This window comes from Luteibacter aegosomatis (genome assembly GCF_023078455.1).
Lineage (GTDB): Bacteria > Pseudomonadota > Gammaproteobacteria > Xanthomonadales > Rhodanobacteraceae > Luteibacter > Luteibacter aegosomatis.
This window is the reverse complement of the sequence record NZ_CP095740.1, coordinates 3,373,512-3,395,726: the sequence shown is the minus strand read 5'-3', so window position 1 is coordinate 3,395,726 and position 22,215 is coordinate 3,373,512. Positions and strand designations below refer to the sequence as shown.

General features: G+C 64.7%; 21 protein-coding genes and 1 pseudogene. 3 read left to right on the top strand and 19 right to left on the bottom strand.

Annotated elements, in window-relative coordinates; genetic code table 11:
• Positions 1-43: 43 nt before the first annotated feature.
• The 19 genes and pseudogenes from L2Y94_RS15305 to L2Y94_RS15215 form a co-directional block, all read right to left on the bottom strand.
• The gene (locus tag L2Y94_RS15305; protein WP_247368288.1) at positions 44-1,171 is read right to left on the bottom strand and encodes an XVIPCD domain-containing protein; all 1,128 of its coding nucleotides are present in this window, start codon (positions 1,169-1,171) and stop codon (positions 44-46) included.
• Between the two features lie 24 nt (positions 1,172-1,195).
• Complete coding sequence (locus L2Y94_RS15300; protein ID WP_247368286.1) at positions 1,196-1,702, bottom strand: hypothetical protein; 507 nt, start codon at positions 1,700-1,702, stop codon at positions 1,196-1,198.
• Between the two features lie 46 nt (positions 1,703-1,748).
• The gene (locus tag L2Y94_RS15295; RefSeq protein ID WP_247368284.1) at positions 1,749-2,972 is read right to left on the bottom strand and encodes an XVIPCD domain-containing protein; all 1,224 of its coding nucleotides are present in this window, start codon (positions 2,970-2,972) and stop codon (positions 1,749-1,751) included.
• A 181-nt stretch (positions 2,973-3,153) separates the two neighbouring features.
• Positions 3,154-4,170: an XVIPCD domain-containing protein gene (locus tag L2Y94_RS15290; protein WP_247368282.1), complete on the bottom strand. Its 1,017-nt coding sequence runs from the start codon at positions 4,168-4,170 to the stop codon at positions 3,154-3,156.
• A gap of 78 nt (positions 4,171-4,248) precedes the next feature.
• Positions 4,249-4,758, bottom strand: a complete 510-nt coding sequence (locus tag L2Y94_RS15285) for a hypothetical protein (RefSeq protein WP_247368280.1) — start codon at positions 4,756-4,758, stop codon at positions 4,249-4,251.
• A gap of 30 nt (positions 4,759-4,788) precedes the next feature.
• Positions 4,789-6,120: a peptidoglycan-binding domain-containing protein gene (locus L2Y94_RS15280; RefSeq protein ID WP_247368278.1), complete on the bottom strand. Its 1,332-nt coding sequence runs from the start codon at positions 6,118-6,120 to the stop codon at positions 4,789-4,791.
• Between the two features lie 30 nt (positions 6,121-6,150).
• On the bottom strand, positions 6,151-7,002 hold the full coding sequence (locus L2Y94_RS15275; RefSeq protein ID WP_247368277.1) for a DUF4189 domain-containing protein: 852 nt from the start codon (positions 7,000-7,002) through the stop codon (positions 6,151-6,153).
• Between the two features lie 13 nt (positions 7,003-7,015).
• The gene (locus L2Y94_RS15270; RefSeq protein WP_247368274.1) at positions 7,016-7,516 is read right to left on the bottom strand and encodes a DUF4189 domain-containing protein; all 501 of its coding nucleotides are present in this window, start codon (positions 7,514-7,516) and stop codon (positions 7,016-7,018) included.
• Positions 7,513-8,688, bottom strand: coding sequence for a TrbL/VirB6 family protein (locus L2Y94_RS15265; RefSeq protein WP_247368272.1), 1,176 nt, complete (start codon positions 8,686-8,688; stop codon positions 7,513-7,515). The genes L2Y94_RS15270 and L2Y94_RS15265 overlap by 4 nt, the downstream gene beginning before the upstream one ends.
• A 68-nt stretch (positions 8,689-8,756) precedes the next feature.
• Positions 8,757-9,647, bottom strand: a complete 891-nt coding sequence (locus tag L2Y94_RS15260; protein ID WP_247368269.1) for a hypothetical protein — start codon at positions 9,645-9,647, stop codon at positions 8,757-8,759.
• A gap of 29 nt (positions 9,648-9,676) precedes the next feature.
• Positions 9,677-12,145: a VirB4 family type IV secretion/conjugal transfer ATPase gene (locus L2Y94_RS15255; protein ID WP_247368266.1), complete on the bottom strand. Its 2,469-nt coding sequence runs from the start codon at positions 12,143-12,145 to the stop codon at positions 9,677-9,679.
• A 60-nt stretch (positions 12,146-12,205) separates the two neighbouring features.
• Complete coding sequence (locus L2Y94_RS15250) at positions 12,206-12,517, bottom strand: VirB3 family type IV secretion system protein (RefSeq protein ID WP_247368263.1); 312 nt, start codon at positions 12,515-12,517, stop codon at positions 12,206-12,208.
• A complete protein-coding gene (locus L2Y94_RS15245; RefSeq protein WP_425602472.1) occupies positions 12,510-12,890 on the bottom strand; it encodes a TrbC/VirB2 family protein in 381 nt (126 codons plus the stop codon). Before L2Y94_RS15245 ends, L2Y94_RS15250 begins: the two co-directional genes overlap by 8 nt.
• A 732-nt stretch (positions 12,891-13,622) precedes the next feature.
• Positions 13,623-14,267, bottom strand: a pseudogene (locus L2Y94_RS15240) (lytic transglycosylase domain-containing protein); the annotation flags it as partial.
• Positions 14,268-14,307: 40 nt separating this feature from the next.
• Positions 14,308-15,342: a P-type DNA transfer ATPase VirB11 gene (gene virB11 / locus L2Y94_RS15235; RefSeq protein ID WP_247368258.1), complete on the bottom strand. Its 1,035-nt coding sequence runs from the start codon at positions 15,340-15,342 to the stop codon at positions 14,308-14,310.
• A 10-nt stretch (positions 15,343-15,352) separates the two neighbouring features.
• Positions 15,353-16,618 carry a TraB/TrbI/VirB10 family type IV secretion system protein gene (locus L2Y94_RS15230; RefSeq protein ID WP_247368255.1) on the bottom strand — a complete coding sequence of 422 codons (1,266 nt, stop codon included), beginning with the start codon at positions 16,616-16,618 and terminating at the stop codon, positions 15,353-15,355.
• Positions 16,615-17,331: a TrbG/VirB9 family P-type conjugative transfer protein gene (locus L2Y94_RS15225; RefSeq protein WP_247375270.1), complete on the bottom strand. Its 717-nt coding sequence runs from the start codon at positions 17,329-17,331 to the stop codon at positions 16,615-16,617. Before L2Y94_RS15225 ends, L2Y94_RS15230 begins: the two co-directional genes overlap by 4 nt.
• A 107-nt stretch (positions 17,332-17,438) precedes the next feature.
• Positions 17,439-18,395, bottom strand: coding sequence for a VirB8 family type IV secretion system protein (locus tag L2Y94_RS15220; RefSeq protein WP_247368253.1), 957 nt, complete (start codon positions 18,393-18,395; stop codon positions 17,439-17,441).
• 13 nt (positions 18,396-18,408) lie between these two features.
• Positions 18,409-18,828 carry a hypothetical protein gene (locus tag L2Y94_RS15215; RefSeq protein WP_247368251.1) on the bottom strand — a complete coding sequence of 140 codons (420 nt, stop codon included), beginning with the start codon at positions 18,826-18,828 and terminating at the stop codon, positions 18,409-18,411.
• A gap of 1,247 nt (positions 18,829-20,075) precedes the next feature.
• On the opposite strand from L2Y94_RS15215, the gene L2Y94_RS15210 reads away from it, so the two are divergent.
• The 3 genes from L2Y94_RS15210 to L2Y94_RS15200 all read left to right on the top strand — a co-directional run bounded on the left by L2Y94_RS15210 (position 20,076) and on the right by L2Y94_RS15200 (position 22,184).
• Positions 20,076-20,549, top strand: a complete 474-nt coding sequence (locus tag L2Y94_RS15210) for a CinA family protein (RefSeq protein ID WP_425602471.1) — start codon at positions 20,076-20,078, stop codon at positions 20,547-20,549.
• A 98-nt stretch (positions 20,550-20,647) separates the two neighbouring features.
• A complete protein-coding gene (recA, locus tag L2Y94_RS15205; RefSeq protein ID WP_144909928.1) occupies positions 20,648-21,691 on the top strand; it encodes a recombinase RecA in 1,044 nt (347 codons plus the stop codon).
• A complete protein-coding gene (locus L2Y94_RS15200; RefSeq protein ID WP_247368244.1) occupies positions 21,672-22,184 on the top strand; it encodes a regulatory protein RecX in 513 nt (170 codons plus the stop codon). The genes recA and L2Y94_RS15200 overlap by 20 nt, the downstream gene beginning before the upstream one ends.
• Positions 22,185-22,215: the final 31 nt, after the last annotated feature.

The following is a 22,215-nucleotide window of genomic DNA, read 5'->3' as shown; positions in this document are numbered from 1 at the left end:
CCATGGCGGTGGGATAGGGTGACGTGTCATCGCCGTATCCCGTTTACCGCGCCACGGATTGCTGCTGTTGTTGCTGTTGCTGTTGCTGTTGCGACTGCGCCTGCGATTGGACTTGCGCATGCGATTGCGCGGTCTGCGTTTGCATCGCAGCCTCGCTGCTCTTTTCCAGCGGCGTGGCGAGGGCCTGGTTCACGTCGAATTCGGCGACCTTCTTCAGCGGCGAGTTGAGTTCACCCTGCACGGCGTAACCCTTGCTTCCATCCTCGTTCATCACGATGTGATCGATGTGCGTCAGGCCGCCCTTGACGGCCGCGGCCGTCGCGGCTCCGGCGAGGCGTTGGCTCTGTTCGTCGGGTGTGCGACCGAGCTTTTCGTCGAGACGGTCCGTGGCTTTCGTCGCACCGTCATAGACGGGGTTGTGCGGGTGCGCCTTGTCGTCCAGCCGGGGAGCCGTCTTCTCCTGGCCATCGAGCGCTTTCAGGGTGTTCTTGCCGACGATACCGTCCTGGTCGAGATGGTGGTCCTTTTGGAACCGTTCGACGGCCGCCTTCGTGTGATCGCCGAACTTGCCGTCCGGCACCAGCGGCTTGCCGTTTTCGTCGTGGTAACCGAGTTTGTTGAGTTTTTCCTGGAGGGTCTTTACATCGTCGCCGTGGTCGCCGGCACGCATGGTACCGGGGTGGGCGCGTTCGCCGTGGGGCGACGCGTGGGATGGGCCACCCGGCGAACGGTTTTTCCAGTATTCCTCCGGATTGACGAGCTTTCCGTCCTTGTCCTTGATTTGATAGTGGACGTGCTGGGCGTAGGTATGGTCGCCCTTCTTGCCCGGTCCCTGGCCGCCCATCGTGCCGATGTCGTCGCCCACGTTGACGTGCTGGCCCACTTTCACCGACTGCGAACTGGTGTGCAGCAGCTCGTGGCTGTTGCCGTCGGCGTCGCGGATCTTGATCGTGCCGTATTGCCCGCCGACGAAGGTGACCTCGCCGCTGATGGGCGAATGCACTTCCGGGTGGGTGAGGTTCTTGCCCGATTGGCCACCGACGTAATTGAAGTCGGAACCGCCGTGGGGCTTGGGCTTGCCCTCCCGGTGCTCGCCGAAGTGGCCGGTGATATGGGGCGCCGTCCGCCCGGAGGGCGGCAGGATCGTGTCCATCACTTCCTGGTATGACATGGGATAACTCCTGGCTTCGTGGGATCAGAGCGACTGGTCGTCGATGCGATAGAGCGTCCAGCAACCGTCGGACGGACGGAAATGGAACACCTTCTGGTCGTCGGTATCCGGCTTGCTGACCGTGACGGCAATGTCCGACGGGTCCGGATGTTCCGTGGTGACGTTGAGGCCCTTGCTGGCCAGCTCCGTCGTCGTGGGCAGCACGGGAAAGGCGATCTCCGACGCCTTGAGCGTCTTGTGCACGGGCGCGGGCTCGGGTTCCGCCTCGGCGTCGACGGAGTCGCTTTGCAGCGGGTCGGTGACGTACGCCTTCTGCACGGCGACGTCGTCGGCAAAGCGCTTGAAGAAGCCCTCGAACGTCGGTGCCGGGCATGCCATCGCGCTGGGGGCGGACGGTGCCGACGTGGTCACCGGAGACGGCGCGGTGGAGGTGGCCGCGGGCGCAGCGGCCTGTTCGGCGGGTCGCTGGCATGCGCATAGCGGCCATGCCATCCAAGATGTGAGTACGATGTTCCTCAGGAGCTGATTCATGCGTGGATCCTTGCGTGGGTGGCGGCTTTCTTGACGCGACGGGATGTCAGGGCCCATGGGCGGGCTTGATCGCGGCCGGTTCGTGACGAGGCTCGGGCGCGGCCTTGGCCTGCTCCCGCGCGAGTGCCGCCGCGCTCTGTTCGACGGGCGTGTCGAGGGCGCGCTCCGTATGCACGTCGGCCACTTGTTTGTGGGGTGAGCGCACATCGCCTTGCACGGCGTAGACCCTGCTCGCGTCGTCGCTCAACGTGACATGGTCGATGCGTTCCATGCCTTTCGCGTGTGCCGCCACGGTGAGCGCCGCCGCGAGCTTGTCGCTGTTTTCGTCGGGCCTGCGATCGCGCGCCTCGTCGAGGCGACGTACCGCATCGCGTGCCTGTGCATAGAGCGCGTGCTGGGGATGGTCGACGTGATGGAGCGATGGATGGTGCCGATGGTGTCGGTGGCGACGCGACTCGGGGACGTACTCCGTGGTGACCTCCATGATGTCGCGCTGCATCTCGAGCATCAGTACGGGGTCGCCCGGTTCGTTGGCCGCATCGGTCGTCGTGGCGGGGCTCTCGGCATCGCTCTTCGGCTTGTTCTTCGTGCCGTGACGGCGCACGCCCGCCACCGCGGGAACCGCGCCGCCGAGCGTTTCATGCGGGAACGTGTCGGCGGCGCGCTCTGGCTGCCGACGCTCCAGCCGTTCCAGCAGTTCCGGCGTGAGCCGTCGCTCCCAGGACTCGAACCGCTCGCGACGGTCGTCGAGACCGTAGAGCTTGCCGTTGAGTGCCTCGGTCGCGGAGCGTACGTCTTCGCGCGCCGACGGGGGAACACGGTTCTTCCAGTACCACGCCGCGATTTTCGCCGCGTGTTCCGGTTCCGCGGCGAGGTCGGGGTCGTTCACCAGATCGAGCCCGAGCGCCTGGCCCGCGGCGCGGTAATGCGCTTTGCCGGGCACGGGCAGGTAGCCGCGACCGTGATAGCGATAGCCATCGCCCGGTTGGTCGTTACCGTTACGGCCGCCGTACATCAACTCGGCAAGCGTTTCGGGGCGGCCGAGCAAGGCTTCCTTGCGCGCGGCATCCAGCGCCTGCGGGCCGTCGCGCCAGGCCGCCTGCACGGGGATCTGCGCGACGCCTCGCATGTACCGGAAGCTTTCCCGCAGCCGGTTCAACCCGTTGGACTCGTGCGTCACCTGAGCCATGTAATTGGCCAGCTCGCGGCGCGAACGGATGCCGCTCGCGTAAGCGGTGGTGAGCACCTGTGTTTCACGATCAATCGCCATGTGTAACTCCTGTCTGACTGTCGGTCGGCGTCGCGTCCCGCGTGCCGTCGACCCATCGTCCGGACGGGTCCCCCCTGATGCGCTTTCTCGCTTTCTGGCTTTTTTCCTTTCCGGGCACCTTATCGCTGTCTACGGGACCGCGATGTGCGCTTTCCCGCAGCGTCGGTCGGTGGCCGCCGCCTCACATGCCTGGGCCGGTCGGCGGCTTGTGCTGCGATGGCTGCTGTTGCTCGAGCTGTGCCTGCGGCTGTCGGTGAGCCAGGTTCGCCATCTCCTTCATGCTCTCTTCGAAGGGTTTGTTCACGGCTTGCGCGGTCTGCACCTCGGCCATGCGCTTGTGCGGTGAGTCGAGGTTGCCCTGCACGGCGTAGGCGCGCGAGGCGTCGTCGCTGAGCACCACGTGATCGACACGATCGAGGCCGTCGCGCTTCGCGGCCGCCGCGAGCGAACCGGTGAGATTCTCGCTGAACTGGTCGGGCTGGCGGCCGCGTTGCCGGTCCAGTTCGTGCACGCCCTTGCGCGCCTGGTCGATGAGCGCCTGGTCGTCGGGCGCTTTCGACGCGGCATGTGCGGGTGTCGTCTCCATCGGGCGACCCACGGCGCCGCCTTCCAGTCGCTGCATCACTTCGGGCGTGAGCCGGCGCTCCCATTCGGCAAAGCGGCGCTCCCGGTCTTCCAGTCCGTGGTACTTGCCGTTGATGGCGAGGGTGGCGGCCTTCACGTCTTCCCTCGCATGCTCGGGAATGCGGTGGCTCCAGTACCACGAGGCGACCTTGGACGCGGTTTGAGGGTCGGCGGCCAGCTCGGGTTTACCCACCAGATCGGCACCGATGGCTTCGCCGGCGGCGCGGTAGTTGTCCTTGCCGTTGAGCGGGAGGTAGCCACGGCCATGGTATTTCCAGCCGTCGCCGGGTTCGTCGTTGCCGTTGCGCCCGCCGTACATCAGCTCGGCCAGGCGCTCGGGCTTGCCCTGCAAGGCATCCCTGCGGGCGGCATCCAGCCGGTTGGCGCCTTCGCGCCAGGCCGACTGGGTGGGAATCTGCGAGTTGTCGCGCGTGTAGCGGAAGCTTTCTTCCAGACGGTTCAGCCCATTCGATTCATGGGTCACCTGGGCCATGTAGTTGGCCAGTTCCTTGGGCGAGCGAATGCCCGCCGAGTAGGCGTCCATCATCACCTGGGTCTCACGGTCAATCGCCATGTGCAGCTCCTGTTTCACTCTCGATGCGGCAGCACCGTGCTGCCTTGTCCCGCCAAATGGGGGCGGAAAAACCACGGTTCAGGGGAGTGTTACCTCCGGAATCGTCACCGGGTCGAAGTCTTCGAATGCGATCAGGCCCAGTTCCTCCGGGCTCAGGTCGATACGTTTTTCCAGTCCGGTCTCGCTGTCGGACACCCGCCGGACCACCTTACTGACGAACCAGTCTTCGCGATCTTCCCTGTACGTGAAGGAGAATTCATCAGCCCAACGTTCGCGGCTGCCGCCCCCGTTGACGACCGTGAAGCCGGCTTCTTCCAGCCTCACGTAGCCGAACGGGTCGCCGGCCACCCCGCCACGGGTGGCGCTGGGGACGATCCGTCGATTGGTGCCGGCCTGGTTCCACCGGCCCGACATGCCGCGGATCAGCAGAAGCACGGTTCGTTCCGGTCCTTCGCCGAGCTTCTCGTCGCCCGCACCGGGCGGGTCCAGCACGAGCAAGGCGTCCATACGGCCGCTTCCGGTGAGGTCTCCGGTCTTCCATTCCAGTATCCGGGTGCCTTCGGTCGCGAACGCCTTCAGCTCGTCCATTATCTGTCCTAGTTGCGCCGAGCGTCTTGCTTACGGTTGCCCAGGCAACTGCGGCTGTGCGGGCGCTGCCGGCTGCGAGGCGGCCTGCTGCTGATTCGTGTTCTGCTGCGGGGCCGGGCGGGCGTTTTCCTGCGCCTGTGCGTGGTTCAGGGCCTGTGCGCTGCTTTCCGCCAGCGGCGTCCTGGCCGCGTTGGCGACGTCGATCTCCGCGTGTTTCTTGAACGGGGAGGCCACGTCGCCCTGCATGGCATAGGCCTTGTTGGCATCGTCCGAGACGGCCACGTGGTCGATGCGATCCAGGCCCGATTTGAGCGCCGCGGCGGTCAGTGCGCCCGACACGTTGGCGGTATGCGGACCGGATGCGTGACCCATGCGCTTTTCGAAATCCCGCACCCCGGCCAGGGCCTGCTCGTACATGTCGTGGCGCGGATGGGCGGGGTCGTCCAGCATCGGGCCGTGCGTGCCGGTGGAGGGCTGGCCGGCGGCGTGGGCCGGCGCGGCACCTTTCTTCGCCTGCACGGCGTCGTTCATGGCCTTCATCGTCTTGTCGCCGACGATGCCGTCGTCCGTCAGGTGGTGTTCGCGCTGGAATTTCTGTATGGCTTCCTTCGTCTGCGCGCCGAAGCGGGAGTCGGGCTCCAGCGCCTTGCCGTTCGATCCCGTGTAGCCGAGCTTGTTGAGATTCTCCTGCACGTGGCGCACGTCTTCGCCGTGCGCACCTTCGCGCAGCGCGCCGCCCCCATGGCCCTTGGCGGGGGAGGACGGGGCGCTCTTGCCCATGGTCTCACGCAGTTCTTCGACCGTGAGCGGTTTGGATGCCTGGACCGTGCCGGCTCGCCAACCCTCGGCCTTGCTGACGCCGTCGGCGAGGGCATCGAGTTCCTTCTGCGACATGTCGCTGATCTTCTTGCCTTCCAGGTCCAGGCCTTGCGCCTTCGCGGTGGCGTAGATCGTCTTGACCTGGTTTTCGTAGTGCGTCTGGCCGCTGTAATCCGGCTTGGAATACGACTTGACCATCTCGTCGACGGTCTTGTCGCCCCACTTCCCGGAAATCAGCTTCTCCTGCGCCGCGCGACCGGCTTCGTAGTTCTTGAAGACCGCGTTGCCCCACTGGTCGAGATCGACCACGCCGTCGTAGTTCTTCTGGGCGGAGGCGAGTGCCTCTTCCTTCGTGCGTTTGGTGTGCACCGTGGTATCGGCGCTGTCGTGGTAACCGAACTTCAGGTTGCCTGGGTTGTTGTTGCGCCAGGCCACCGTGCCTTCCGACGCCTTCAGCCAGGTGCCGTCCTCGAGTTCGTACATGCGGTTCTTGCCTTGCGTCTCGACCAACCGCTTGATGTTCTGATCCGATACGGTATCCATGGCGCGTCTCCTTCTTGCGTAACCGATGATTTAGATGGGGCCGGCGCTGCAGCTGGTGCGCACCGCTTCGCACTCGCCCTTGCCCTGGGCCTTGCAGGCAGCCATCGCTTCCTGCGATGCCTGGTCTTTCGAGGAGGTGCCCGGCTTGGCGACGGGAAAGAACGTGCCGGACGCATCGCGGGCGAGCGCGATGCAACCGTCCGCGACGCGCGCCGCGACATGCCAGTCGCCGCTTTCCTTGCGGGTATCGTCGATCTTGCCTGCGAGCGCGCTTTCGCTGGGTTGGGCCAGCAGGAAGCGGAACGAATGCTTCACGTCGTTCAGCATCAGGGCGTTCCAGAAGGACTTGCGTTGCCACCCGCCGTCGAAATCCTTCAGGAGGCCGGAAGAGGGCAGGGGGATGCGGGTGACCTTGCCCGCGCCGTCCTGGCTCGATGCCGACGTCACTCGCCACTGGCCCTTGTCGTAGGCGAAGGCAAAGGTCACGTCGGTGGGATGGGCGTCGCCGTAGCTCTGCCGGATGTCGATGTGCCCGGGTGTCACCTTGATCTGGTCGGCGCTCACGAACGGATCGCTGCGCTCGGGGCTGCAGGTGGAGCAGGCGACGATGCGGTCGCTACGGACCACTTCCTGGAACGCGCCATTCTGCTTGCGGAAGACCAGAAGCTCCCTGTTTCGCGAGCCCGAGGCGTCGGCAGTCGTTTCATAAACGGCCACCGCGTCGGCGCCCATCTGGTCGCCGCTCTTCTTGAACGCGACCAGATGGGCGCCGGACGGCACGGCCGCGACGATTTCCGGCGGTGCGGCCACGTCGGCGGCAAAGGCGCCACCGCTCGCCACGGCGAGCAGGGTGGTGGACAGGAAGAGGGTTTTCTTTCGCATGGTCATGGTCGGCTCACTGCACTCGGACGGCATCGCTGCAGGCGCTGTAGACGACGGCGCAACGCGCCTCGCCGCCACATTTCTCCACGGATCGGGATTCGGCCCTGGTTTGGTCCGGCCCGGTAACGGTCACCACATCCCCGCCACCTTTTTCCTGGGCCAGGGCGACGCACTGGTTGTGGTATGTGGTCTTGATCTCGCATTGGGTCCCACCGGCGCTTTTGCACCGGTCCAGTGCGACCGCGATGGCGGAATCCTTGCTCTTTTCGGTATCCGACATGCCGGCCCGGCCCACGCCCATGTCGATGGCGACGGCGCCCCACGTTTCGCGCCAGACGGGCTCCGGGCCGGGAGGCGGCGCGGCACCCGTGCCCTGGTTGTAGGGCGAGTTGGGCGCCGTGGGCGGGATACATCCCGGGTTGCCGGCGGACGGAATGCCGGGAGCGCACTGCGCGAACGCCGCGCCTGCGAATCCGAGGGAGAGGGTTGCCAGCAGGATGACGCGACGAATCATGGAGTCTCACCTAGGCCAGTCGGTCGCTGATTCTTGACCGTATCGTCCTGCTTAGGCTGAACGGAAGGCCCTCCCTGGTAACCCAACGTGGGCGCCTTGCCCGTGTTCGCCACGGTTCCGCCCTGGTCACGGTGCGGGGGTACATATCCGCCGCCGCCCATGGGGCTCCTTCCCTGCGCGAGCGCCTGGGCGTCCTGCGCCGCGATCTGCGATCCGATGGAGCCGAACGAGGAATACGAGGCGAACTGGCCGAGCGTGCCCTGGAAGAACGCCGCCGCCATCGGAGGCGCCATGATGATGAGCGTGGACAGCAGGAGGCCGACGCCGCCCTGCTGGAGCGCCATGCTGTTGATGCCGTCGGCGCTGCTGGACGATCCCCCGGTGGCCATGGTCATGAGGAACTTCGCCGCGAATGCCTCGGTGATCGCTCCCATCATCTTCATCGCGATGCCCACCATCACCGATAGCACGGCCAGCGAGAACACGGTGCCTATCCCGTAAAGCAGCCATTTCTGGAACAACGCTTTCGTCGAGTCGAACAGCAGGCACATGATGAAGAACGGACCGAAGCCGACGAACAACGCCAGGGCGATCTTGTTCAGCAGGAGCATCGAGCCGGCGACCACGCTCGGCCCGGCGACGCCGATGCCCGTGAACCAGCGGTTGCGGTCCTTGGCATCCTGTTGGGCGCTCTCCTTGCCCGTATCCATGCTGTCGATGATCGCGAGGGCGACTTCCATCTGCGCGAGGTTCTTGTCGATGGACTCGAACGGACTCGCGGTGTCGCCCGTTACGTATTGCGCGATCGTCGTCGACATGCCGTCGGAGAGTGTCCAGTAGACCGAGCTGGAGCTGGCCGCGGCGGTGGTCGCGATGAACACGATGAGCGTCGCCTTCGCCGAGTCGCCCACCAGTGCCATCATGGGCTGCCGCGACTGGCCGCTCACGATCCGGAAGCCCTGCCACATGATCCACACGGTGAGTACCACGACGGCCACCGTGCCGATGATGGTGGCGGCGCCCGAGAGCAGCTTCCACTGCATCACGTCGATCTCGTTCCGGAGGAAGTCGTTGATCGTCGAGAAGAAGAAAAAATTGGTGAGCGCGCCCGTCGGATCGCCGGCTAGCGCCAGCGCCGGGGTTCCCGCGATGTCTCCGATCCTGTCGATCATGAAGCCATTTCCTTACGATAAAAGATGCGGCGAAGCGCCCAGGCAGGGCCGGAGGCCCTGCCCGGTACTTACCAGCTGTTGGTGATCGACAGATGCTGCATGCCCGCCGGCGCCTCGGATTTCTTTTGGTCGAGCGTGGTCTTGAGCACGGCGCCCGTGGTCAGGGCGGTTACCGCGGCACCGATATTGAGGTCGCTGCCGCCGGGCAGGGAGATGCCCAGTCCGCCGAGAATGCCGCCGCCATCGCCACCGCTGCCGGACGACTTCGGGGCTTGACCGGTGTTGGCTGCCTTCGCGAGCTGTGCTTGTTGCTCGCGAAGGAAATTGAGGTTGGCATCGTAGGCGTAGTTCACGGATTGCATCTGCTGCTGGTCGATCGCGAGCAGGTTGTACAAGGCCGTCAGCTTGTTGGTGTTGTCCTGTAGCTTACCGAACTGATTGGGATCGTCGGTGTTGATATTGCTCCGCTCGTCGAGCAGTTCCTTCAGTGTCTGGTAGCGTTTGGTGGTGTTGTTGTACATGGTGACCATGTACAGGTATTGGGCGTTCTCGATCTCGACGATCTTCTTGCAGTTGGCCTGTTGCGGTTCCGGCACATCGCTGCAGTAAGCGTCGCTGACAGGGCCGGTCGCGTTCTTGTCGTCGGCGGGGAGGGCGCTCTTGGGCGGGTCTACGCGGTCGCCCGGCTGTTTGGCGTTATAGGTGCCGATCACGAACTTCTTGTTGATGGCGTCGAGGTTGCCGTTGAGCGTCTTGCCATCGCCGTCTGCCTTGACGCCGACGTTATCGTTCATGTTCTGCTTGAGGTCGTCGATCTTCCCTTGGGTGTTTGCGTCGTTGACCTGCCACTGGGCATGGGCCGAAGGCACCACGGCGGCGCCGAAGAGTGCCAGCATGGCCAACGCGGCCAGGCGCCGGCCGATCGGACGAGGCTTGCGGGGGACGGTGTGGGTCGTCATGAAGGTCTCCATCATCGCTTTGCTGTTGCTCAACCCGCCGCGCTGCGCGCAGTGCGGGAAGACTGGGGGCCGGGGGTGGGTTTCTTGCCGCTGCCCTTGCGGTTTTCGTAGAACTGGGGGAGCCACTGGGCGGGCTGGAGATCGTCGGGGTGGATGCCCAGCGTCTCGCCGCGCGCCTGCAGGATCTCGTGCATGATCTCGATGTTGTCCGTGGAGGCGGAGATCACCGACAGCGCATCGTCCATGCCGCGCAGGTTGAGCTGGCAGACGGCCGAGGCGTGACCCTGCTTCACGAGGAAGCAGCGCGAGCGCTCGTCCAGGCCCACCACCACCTGGTACTCGGCCTCGGTGAGCTTGAGGCCTTCCACGTAATCCTCGCGGCTCGCGTTCGGGTTGGGCAGCAGGATCATCGTGGCCGTCTGCTCGATCAGTGCGGCGGAAATGTCGCTGGCCAGCGCATCTTCCGGGCTCTGCGTCGCGAAGATGCCCATGCCGTTCTGCTTACGGATGGTCTTCTGCTTGTTCTTCGCGAACTCTTTCAGGCCGCCCTTGCCGTCGAGGATCTTCCAGAACTCGTCCATCACGTAGATCAGGCGACGGCCGTCGATGATCGCCTCCAGGCGGTGGATGAGGTAGTTGATGACAGGCGCGCGGACTTCGGGGTTGTCGATGATGTCGGTATAGTCGAAACCGATGATGTTGGCCTTGGAAAGATCCACCGTGTCGCGGGGATTGTCGAAGACCCAGCCCAGGGAATTGCCCGAGGTCCACTTGCGCATGCGGATGAAGAGGCCGTCGTCGCCGAGGTTCGGCAGGCTCTTCTGGAAATTGGTCATGTTGCGCAGGTGCATGGGCGTGTCGAGCATGCTTTCCACCGCGCGGAAAATGTCCTCCTCCTCGCGGGAGCTGTAGACCGCCTTGCCCGCCAGCACCTTGACCAGATCGGCGAGGAATTGCACGTTTTCTTCGGTGCGTTCGCACTGGAACGGATTGAAGCCAGTGGGCTTGCCGTTTTCCAGGGCGAGGTAGTTGCCGCCGCAGGCCCGGACGAAGATCTCGGCGCCACGGTCCTTGTCGAAGAAGAAGATCGTCGGGGCGGGATCGAGCTTCTGCACCTGGCTCAGCAGGAAGTTGATGAGCGCGGTCTTGCCGGTACCGGACTTGCCGATGACCATGGTATTCGCGATGGCCTTCTCGCCGAACGAGTTTTCGGCCGGGTGCGTCGCGTGGAAGTTGAAGAAGTACGGCTGGCCGTTCGTGGTCTGCAACGTGGTGACGGCGTCGCCCCAGGGGTTGTTTTCCTTCTTGCCCGTGGCGAAGTTGTGCAGTGGCGACAGGCCGAGGAAGTTGAGCGAGCTGACGTTGGCCAGTCGCGTGCGGTATTTCCAGTTTCCCGGAAACTGCGCATAGAAGGCGGCGGTTACCGCGAGGTCTTCCTTCACCGAAACGAAGCCGGCGTTGGACAGCTCGGCGCGCGTCGTCGCGAGCTGTTGGCCGAGCGCTTCCTGGGAATTCGCGTAGATGGCGATGGAGAAATGGTACTCGCCCAGCACGAAGTTGCCCGAGGCGAGCTGGTCCATGGCCTGGTCCATCTCGATGATCTGGCTCACGGCCTTGTCGCCGGAGGAAATCATCATGCCCTTGGTGCGCTCCAGTGCCTTGAGCGCATCGTGACGGCCCATGGGGCTGAACGAGTGGGTGATGACGTATTCGAAGTCGAGATACTTCAGCCCGTTGAGGATGCCCGGGTAGGTCCCTTCGGGGTATTCCTTGACGTTGAGGATGGCGCCGAAGTGATTCGCGCCCGAGGGCGTCGTCAGCACGAAATCGCCGGTACGGTTGGAGAACCGCTGGCGGCTTACCGCGAGATAGTCCTTGACGGCGGCCTGCAGCACCGGCACCGGTTCGTCGATGCGGTTGAGGATGTAGCCGAAGTGCTCCAGCACCTCGGAGAAGACGATGCCGTTGGGCGCCTCGTACATGCCCAGGCGATTGGGTGCGTAATCCTTGAGCACGGCCTCCACGTTGCCGGCCAGTTCGAGGATCTTGGTGATGGCCTGTTTCTGTTCCGCCTCCAGCCGCGAGACGTCCGCCGACTTCTCGACGAAACGCTTACCCTCGACGACCGGGCGATAGATCATCGTGAGATAGAGCTCGTTCTGCATGAGCTTTTGCGCCGAGAGCGCGCCGAAGTACGCGTCGGACATCGACTGGTTGAACTCGTGCTCGAACTTGCTGGTGTCCTTGACCTTGCGTCGGCGACGGACGTCGTGCACCCAGAACGCCACGTTCACGAAGTCGGGCGCGCGCAGCGTCTGCAGCATGCGGTTGAACGTGTTGTGGCGGTGCTCGATCTCCCACTCTTCACGACCGACGAAGGGCAGGCCGCCCAGGCGCCAGACCATGAGGAAATCGCCCGCGGTCGTCTTGACGACGGTCGGCGAGACGTGAGTCGACAGCGGGATGTGGTCGGCGATGGGAGCGTCGGGCGTGAACATGGCGGTTTACCGTGTGGATCTTCAAAGGCCCTGGCAGTTGCCTGCCAGGGCACCTGGCTGTCAGCGTTTCGATTTCGTCGAGGGATCGCGGTAGCTGTTCGGCGTAAACACCCACATCCCGTCGTGTTCCTTCAGGTTCCGTACGCGCGTGCGGAACTGGAGCCGCAATCCGAGCAGCCGGAAGATCATTTCGTCACGCTTGGCCATCTGGCGCATGACGAAGATGACCACCGGGATGGTCACGAGGTAGTAGATGTTGATGTAGAAGGAGAGCAGCAAACCGGAACCCGCCCCTATGAAGAAGGGGATGTAGGGCACCCCCATGAACATGGGAGGGCGGGTACAACCGCGAAACAGCGCGTTCTTATACATGCAGGTGCAGGAAGTGCTGGACGTGCGTGATCGCGTCGATGATCAGGCCCGTGCCGATGTCCTTGCCGCTGCTGGAGGTGCATGCGGTGGTGCCGTTGGTGGAAGCGCCGTTGCCACCCACCACCATTCGGGCGACCTGCGCCGCGGCACCGATGAGCACGCCGCCGACGAGCGCGGGAGCCACGTCGCCGATGCGCTTATGGGCGAAGGCGATCTGGTAGCCCGAGAAGATCACGGCGATGGTCACCACGACGATCGACGCGGCATTGAGAAGGGAGTTGATGTTCTGGAAAAAGCCGCAGACCTTCTGCCCGGTTTCGCCCAGGCCGTCGCTGTCGGCGCCGAACGCGACGGCGGGAAGCATCAGGGCCATGGTCACGAGGGCAAACGCGATCTTGCTGGCAAGCGGCGCGTTCGAAGGATCGATCGTGGTGTTGTAAGACGGCTGGGCCATCGCGGTAACTCCTAAGTTCAACGGTTGATTCGATGTCGCGACTGCTCGGGGCAGTCACCGGAATAGCTACGTGAGTAGCCGTTGGGGTGGAACCATTGCCCCGAGGCGGCCGGTGCAATGAGGTGGCCCGAGGGCCATCGCCGGTATCCCACAGGACGGATATCCGGACGATTCGGTTGGCCGGCGCAGGCACCGGCAAGCAGTTCAGAAGACGAAGGCGCCATCGCCACCTCCGTTGCGAAGATCCGCGCCGTCGACGGCCGGGACACGCGGTGCGGGTTGCGGCACACCGGTGGTGGGGGCGGCGTCGTTCGGACCGCGCACCTGCGGCACGAAAACGCCGTTGTCGTCGTTCGTCGGCAACGCGGCCTCGTTGCCTCGCGGCGAGGTGGCGGACACGCCGACCCCGGCCATCACGGCAGCGGTGTTCGGATCGGTCGCGATCTGTCCCGGCCGGGATGGCGCCGCGGGCAGGCGCGCGCCGATCTGGCTCATCACGGCGGCAGTGTCCGGATCGGTGGCGATCGGTCCGGGCGGCGGGGGAGGCACGGGATTGCCGATGACGCCTTGCTGTTGCTGGAGCGCCGCCTGGGCGACGCTCAACTGGGCCTGGTTGATCATCTGCAGGTCGGCGGCGGACATGGCCGAGCCGGCCGGTGGCATCCCGGCCTGGGGTCCCACGGCCGACACGCGGCTGATGGCGGGGGCAATGGCGGCCGACAGCGCGGCATCGGCGACGCTGCGCATGGCCACCCGGGCGGCCGCATCGTTGGTGGTGATCGTAGGCGCCGCCTTCGCCATCGCGGCGGCCGCGTTGGAAGCGACCTGCAATGGAATGGGACGGGCACCGACCATGGCATCCTGGCGAGCCATCGAATCGAAGATCTTCTGTACGTAACCGTCCTGGTAGCCGGTGATGAAGTTGCCGGAGTAGTAGCAACTGAACGCCTTGCCCCAATCCCCACCCGCGCTCGTGTAGCACTGGGCGAGGATCTGCGAGCCGGCCCTGAGGTTCGGACACAGGTCGAAGGCCTTCTCGTAGGAGTCGAGGCCGTACTTGCCCAGATTGGCCCGGTTCACCTGTGCCGCGCCCAGCGAATAGTTGTAGCCCTTCTCCTCGAGCATGCGCACCGTGGCGACGGCCTCGGGGAGGTTCTGTGGCTGGCGCACGAGCTGGCCACCCACCACGCCGATGGCGTAGGGATTGCGACTCGATTCGACGTTGACGACGTGCTGCATCACCTCGGCCGGTACGGCGAGGTTTTGGCAACCCATCATTTCAAGTCCTGGTAGCACCTTTACAACTCCTGTTTCATGACCTTGGGTGACGCGTACGTTATCCCCCGCCCATCGCCCGGGTGGGGTTGAAATCGATGCCGGTGATGTGTCGCTTGCCGGCATGCGCCCGGATGTGCACCACGATGTCGATGGTGAGCATCAGCAGGCGTTTGATCGTGGAGAATTCCAATCCGGCCCCTTCGTTCGATGCCTTCACCATCAGCGCGAGCTGGTCCCAGGTCTGCTCGACGCTGCCTGCATGGCAGCTTGTGATCGACCCGGGGTGGCCGGATGCGCAATTTCGGATGAAGTAGAACGACTCGTCGCCGCGCAGCTCGGCAAGGATGATCCTGTCCGGCTTCATGCGCAGGCAGGCCTCCATGCAGCTCTTCGCCGTGACGTTCGCGGAGCTCTGGCCGCCCTTGGAATAGAGCAGGTGGACGACGTTGGGCTGGTCGATGAACAGCTCGCGCGCGTCTTCGATGGTGACGAGACGCTCGTCCGCCGGAATGTGGTTGACCAGCGACTTCATGAAGGTGGTCTTGCCGCTACCGGTGGCACCGGCCACCACGATGTTCTTCTTGCCGAGCACGGCCCGACGGAAGAAGTCGGCATAGCGACGTTCCGCGCGCAACTCGAGCAGTTCGCGGTCGACGTCGCTCAGCACGTTGGCGCCTTCGACCACCTGGTCGAAGAAGCCGTCTTCCTGGTACTGCGCCAGCGTTTTCGTCTGCCGGGAGGGCAGGCGGATCGTGATCGAGACACGGCCCGCCTCGCAGGCGGGCGGAATCACGAACTGCGCACGCTGGCCGGTGGGAAAAGTGAGCGACACCACCGGATCGGTATCGGTGATGCGCTGGCCCGTATTGCTCTCGTTGACCACGGCCGTGCAGAACTGCCGGGCGCGCTCGAACGTGAGACTGGGCACCTCCACGCGGCGCCACGCGCCACGCGATTCGAGATAGAGCTCGCCCGGCCGGTTGATGCAGATTTCGGTCACGTCCGGCGACGCCAGGAAGTCCCGGACGCCCAGCACTTCGTACTGGTAGTCCAGGAAATCGTTTCCGACGACGGCGAGGGCGGGTTCGTTCATCGTGGGCTCGTCAGTACCGCGCGACCACGCCGGCGAAGTCGACGTCCTTGGCGACGTAGATATCCAGGACGGTGCCCTGGTTGATCGTGACCGTGGCGGGGCGGTTCGCCGCACGCGAGACCGCGCTGTTCGCGAGGGTCTGGAGGGTCTGCGCCGTATTGCTCTCGAACGGGCTCTGGGTGACCACGCCGTTGCTGATCGTGGTCTGGCGAGGGCCGTGCTCGGCGGCTTCGTACTTGAACGCATCGCTGAAGAGGCTGATCAGCAGTGCCGAACCGATGCGGCTACCCCAGTGGGCGCGGTAGATACCGGGGTGACCGGCGCCGCCCAACGTGTCGATACCGGGGCTGGCCATGTTCACGTCGATGCCGGTGGGTGTGACGATCCGGTCCCAGATGACGGCCACGCGGGGGCCGTTGGGTTCCATGTCGTACTTGCCCAGCACCTTCGAGCCCTTGGGCAGCAGCAGCCGCTTGCCGGTGAACGAGTAGACAGGTTCCGTGACCACGCACGAGGTAAAGCCCGGGATGTCGGTGATGATCTTGGTTTCGAGCGTGCAGCGGATAAACGTGCCGCGAAGCATCAGCGTGTCGGGATGCGTGAGCGGGTCGGCGCTCGAGATGCCCGACAGGTCCTTGGCTCCGTAGGCCGTATTGATGGGCACGCCGTTGTACGACTGCGGCGGTGCCTGTTGGGGACCGAAGTAGCCGCCGGGACCGAAGCCACCCGGGCCGGGAGCGCCACCGCCGGCCGGACCGCCGGCGATCGCCGCGCTCGATTGCTCCGCAGCCGCGATGCGCCGCTCGAGCAGGGTCGGGCCCGCGGGACGCGACGGCATCGTCATCTTCGCCGGGCGCGTCTGCTCGGGCGTCGGCAACGGCGGCGGAGGGGCCAGGGCGATCGGCTGGGCGGTCTGCTGCGGAGGCAGGTCGGGCAGCGGCTTGGGTGCCGTGGGGACCGTGACGGTCTCCTCGCGCACCTTGGGCGTCGGGGCGGGCTGGCTGGAGCCGCCGGTAAGCAGGAAGTAGCCCACGGCGAGCAGCAACACGACGATGCCGGCGAGGAAGCCGATGGCGCGACGGTTCATGCGGCGGACATCGGCCGCCGCGAGTTGGGGCGCCGCGGCGTCGAGATCGGGCTGGGCCTGGCGCTGCTGGTTGGCGGCGTAGGGATTGCCCGACAACGTATCCTGCTGCTGCGCGCGCTCGTCCTGCGGCGGCACGGTGTTGCCGCGCGCCGACTCGTCATCCGGATGGTAGGGATTATTCGGGCTCACTTCTTCGTGTTCCTTCGCAGACCCACGACATTGTCGTCGTGACGAATCACCAGGTAGTTGTACGTACCGTGGACGATGATCGTGTTGCCTTCCACGGTCGTGTTCACCACCGATTCCACTCCATGCTCCTTTTCGCGCATGTATACCGTCGGGAAATTTCCCGTCGGGAACTGCTTGAGGTCCGGCATCTTGATGTACGTGAAACGGCCGTCGTCGTAGACGTTGATCGGGACGATCCAGATCGCGGTCTTGCGGGTCTTGGCGTAGTCGTAGTCGAAGTTATAGTCGCGGCCCTTGACCAATGAGGTATCGAGCATCGGCGCGTCTTCCACTTTCTTCGTCTCGGCGAGGAAGCTGGTGTCCGACGGATAGCTGAAGGTCACCTTGTACTGCACGCCGGCGCGACGGGCCTGGTCGAGCGTTTTCCAGTCGGTGGCGACCACCTTGAGTTCGAAGATGTACGAATGCGTGGCCGTGCGCACCATCATGTTGGTGTCGACGTCCACGTTCTTCGGTTTGACGTAGAAGACGTTTTCGCGGCGGGTCAGTTCCCAGCCGCTGCTGAAGCCCGTGCTGTAGTCGAGGATTTTCTCGTTCGGGCTGAGTTCGATCTGGGTGGTGATGCCCAGGCCGGTGCGCACCGTGTAGATGCGATTGGGTTCGTATTGGTAGGTCTCCAGCGCAGGCGCCGGAACGAGGCTCGATGACGCCATCGGCGTCGTCGCCCGGGGGGCGGACTCGGCGTGGGATGCGAGCGAACCCAGGGCGATCGTCGCGGCGAACGCGACGATCAGGGCGGGCGGGATGGATCGGTGGCTCATCAGCGACGGACTCCGTTCACGCTGCCGCCCTGGCCCGTGGCGGCGGGGGCCGCGGCGGAAGGCTGGACGGTGGGCTGGGCGGTGGGTTGGATGGCGGCGGGTGCCTGCGGCTGTCCGGTGATGGTCGAGGCCGCATCGGTTCCGTTGGGCAGGGCACCGGCGGAACTCGCCGCCGCCGGCGCGACGCCGGGCTGGGCGGCGGCCGGATCGACCGGGATCTCCGGAGGCGGGGAGTCCGCGTAGTCGTTGTCGACGCGATAGCCCGTCACCTGGAAGCCCAACGGGTTCTCCACGCGATAGCGGTCGTCCATGCGCAGGTTCGGCTTGTAGACGAAGGACATCGTGGCGATCTTGTTGTCCAGGGGCGTGCTCGTGCCGGTGGTCTTGTTATAGACCGAGCGCTGGAAGCGCACGGTGGCTCCGATCGGCGGGGCCCCGGGCGTTTCGCTGGGAATCATCACGATGCTGAGGATCTTCACCCGGATGGCGCGGTCGCGTCCGTAGGTCTTGAACGGTGCAGCGGGATTGCGCGACGAGTTCAGGGCCATGTATTCCGTGGCCAGCTTCTGCGACGACATCGTCATGACGGTGTCCCAGTCGCGCAGGAGGATCATGTCGTAATCGTAGGCTTCACGCGCCATGATGAAATGCGTGATGTTGCTGCGATTGATCGCGTCGCGTGCCGTCAGCTGGCGATTGAGTACGTCGTCGGTGAGCTGCGACAGCGAACTCGTGCCCGTGTACGCATCGGCCATGATGAGGTACGGCACCTTCTCCTTCAGCGGAAGGATGTAGAAGTAGCCACCGATCAGGCAGAGCGACACGAACAGCGAGCACATCGCCACGATCCAGGCACGGCGCTCGCTGCGCTTGGCCAGGTCGGCGATGGAGACTTCGAAGTTCACCGACCGCGACACGGCCTCGTCGATCTTCGGGGATTCCTTTTTCTTGAGCATCGTCAGCGGCCCGTCACTTGGCGTCCGGGGCGGAGGCGGGCTTCGCCTCCGTCGCGGCGGTGGGGGCCGGAGCCGGCGGGGAGCCGTCGGACGGGGCGGGGGCGGTCACGCTGCTCACCTCCTCGACGACGATCTGCGGACCGTCGATCAGCACGGCCACGCCCTGCGGTGCGTAGATGGCACTCAGCTGGGCCGCGGCGTCGCGTGCCTCGGACGTATGAATCTGTGACGCAGATTTGGGAAGCGTGAAGTCCGAACGCAGACGATAGGACACCTTCCGGCTGGTATCGGCGCCCCAGCGCGTCAGCATCGCCTTCAGGGTCCCGTCCATCGGGGAGGCGTAATAGGTGTACGGCACCGCGAGCGGAATCTCGGTGGGCTTGTCGTCGTAGTGGTTCACGGGCTTCCAGGAACCCCCGAAATCCTTCGCCATGGGTGTTCCGCAACCGATTAGAGCGAGGCACAGCATCGATGACGTGCCAAGCCGCAGAGTAGAGAAGAAGGATATTTTCACGTTGAACTCGTAACTCTCTGAAAGGCAAGGTCTTTCTGATTACGGGTCGCGGCGTCGGTCCATCGACGGACACCGGAGGTCACCCGGTACGGCTTGACTTCTTATTCGGAGGGAGGTCGCGCCAGGGCACGCGAAGACGCATAGCCATGGCTATGTCTCGCAAGATGTCCGCCGCCGGCGGATGCCCGTGGATACCTCGATTGTCGATACGACCGACGAGCCCCCCGGGCCCGCACTGCTTGCCAGCTATCCATTGAAAACTTCCTGTTTGGGACGACGTGTATCGTCCGGTCAACGTTGTAACTCCTGAGACACCGTCCTACGTAAAACCGCGACGTCTAGACTGCGGCTTTTCGTAGCTGTGGCTGGACTCTGACGGATCCCCCTAACAACGGACGAAGTCCGCGCCAAAAAAATAACCCATCATCTTTCGTTTGGCTAGAGCGGAATTGTGATCGCTTCGTGATTGTTTTCACAGAACAAACACACAATGCGTGCCTAGGCACCCATACCACTTCCCAGCCCTGCGCATTGCAACAGCAAGGGGGCGTCGAAACATTGACAGGCATGTTTTGATTCGATGACAGGGCGCAATAACTTGCGTATCACGCGTGATACAGGTGTGTCGAAGAGTCAAAAACGCGACTCGCCGTTTGCCACCATGCAGTGGCGTTTCGGCGTATCGACCCGGATGTCGTTCGCGGCCCATAACGGGGCGTCCGGCTCGGTGTGGCGGGGGGAATGCAGTGTGCCATGGCACCGGATCGTCCTTGATTCGTGACGCATGCGCGGCCTTCTGACCATACGCGGGAGTATCGCTCGCGTAACGTGTAATGTCGGATTGTATATGTCAATCAAAGGTTGCGCCAGCGGCGACGGGCTGCGTCATGAGATCCGGTTGCCGCTGCATCTCGTAGGTGAACGGCGGGTATGACGACGCATACGCCGTCATCTGACGGCTGCCCCATCGACGATGGCGCGTTCCATACGGTCGCGATCCGCGGATCGGCTTCACGAGATGGCGCGGGTGGCCTGGTCAGGGCGCCCGGTCGATTCCATCCAGGCTTGGCGTAGGCGCCGGCCGGGTGTAGAACCTGCCGTTTACGCATGGCGAAAAAGGCGAAATCCGCATGTCCGAAGAGAAAATTCCCTCCGACGCCGACCTCATGGCCCTGGCTGGCGAGGTGGCCGAGGCGGCTCTCGACCGCCGGGTGATGGTCGCGACGGCCGAATCCTGTACCGGAGGGTGGATCGCCAAGTCGCTCACCGACCTGGCCGGCAGTTCGGCCTGGTTCGAGGCGGGGGTGGTGACCTATAGCTATAGCGCGAAGGAATCCCTGCTGGGGGTCAATCCCCGCACGCTCGAGCGCACCGGTGCGGTCAGCGAGGAAACGGTGCTGGAGATGGTGTCGGGCGCGGTGGCCCGCTACGGCGCGGGCGTGGCGGTGGCGGTAACCGGTATCGCGGGCCCGTCCGGCGGTACGGCGGACAAGCCGGTCGGCACGGTCTGGATCGGCTGGAAGCGTCGCGGGGGGTACGCCCACGCCAAGCTCTTCCAATTCGGCGGCGATCGCGAGGCGGTGCGGCGACAGACGGTCGCGGCGGCCCTTGCTGGAATGGTCGAGGAGCTTCGGCACTGACCCGTGCTCCCTATGGCACACTTGCCGATTGCGGATCGCAGTCGCTGAGACCACGGTCGGGCAAGATCCCTTCACTGAACACGACACCGGAAACCATGATGGACGACAACAAGCGCAAGGCGCTGGCCAGCGCCCTTGGCCAGATCGAGAAGCAGTTCGGCAAGGGCGCCGTGATGCGTCTGGGCGATCGCGTCGACGACCAGATCGATACCGTGTCGACGGGTTCCCTCGGCCTGGATATCGCGCTGGGTATCGGCGGCCTGCCGCGTGGCCGTATCGTCGAGATCTATGGGCCGGAGTCGTCCGGTAAAACCACCCTGACGTTGCAGGCCATCGCTTCGTGCCAGCGCAACGGCGGCACCGCCGCCTTCGTCGATGCCGAACACGCCCTCGACCCGTCCTATGCCGAAAAACTCGGCGTCAACGTCGCCGACCTGCTGGTCAGCCAGCCGGATACCGGCGAGCAGGCGCTCGAGATCGCCGACATGCTGGTGCGTTCCGGCGCGGTCGACCTCGTGGTGGTCGACTCCGTGGCGGCGCTCACGCCCAAGGCCGAAATCGAAGGCGAGATGGGCGACTCCCACGTCGGCCTGCATGCCCGCCTGATGAGCCAGGCGCTGCGCAAGCTCACGGCAAATATCAAGAAATCCAACTGCCTGGTCATCTTCATCAACCAGATCCGCATGAAGATCGGTGTGATGTTCGGTAGCCCGGAAACCACCACCGGCGGTAACGCCCTCAAGTTCTACGCCTCGGTGCGCCTAGACATCCGCCGCATCGGTGCGGTCAAGAAGGGTGAAGAGGTCATCGGCTCGGAAACCCGGGTGAAGGTGGTGAAGAACAAGGTGGCTCCGCCGTTCCGCCAGACCGAATTCGAGATCCTCTACGGCGAGGGTACCTCGCGCGAAGGCGAGATCATCGAGCTGGGCGTGCGCGAAAACCTCATCGACAAGTCGGGTGCGTGGTACAGCTACAAGGGTGACCGCATCGGCCAGGGCAAGGAAAACGTCCGCCAGTTCCTACGCGACAATCCGGCCATCGCCAACGAGATCGACACCGAACTGCGCGCTCGCCTGCTGGTGAAGCCGGGCGCCAAGTCTTCGGCCGACGACACCGAGCAGGATGCGGTCGAAGAAGCCTGAGCAGGGCCCGGGGCGGGGTGACGGCAAGGCCGATCGCCCCGCTCGCAGCGCATACGACAAGGCGCTGGGCCTGCTGGCCCGGCGCGAGCATTCTCGTCGCGAACTCCGGCAAAAGCTGGAGCGCGGTGGTTTCGAGCGTGACGAGTCCTCGGCCGCGCTCGAGCGCCTGGGAGACCAGGGATACCAGGACGACGGCCGGTTCGCCGAGTCGCTGGTCCGCAGCCGGGTAGGGCAGGGCTACGGGCCCGCGCGCATTCGCGCCGAGTTGCGCAGCCAGGGTATTTCCGACGGGGTCGTGCGCCAGTTGCTGGAGGCCGCCGACGTCGACTGGCATCGATTGGCCGCCGACCAGCTGCGCCGCCGCTACGGCGGCCCCTCTCCGGACCCCGCCGAACGGGCTCGCAGGGCGCAGTTCCTCTTGCGTCGCGGCTTCGCCGCCGCCACAGTACGTGTTCTTACCCACGCCGATGCGGAAGACGCCGACGACGACTGAAGGCTACATGCCTTGATTCTGGACGGGTGTT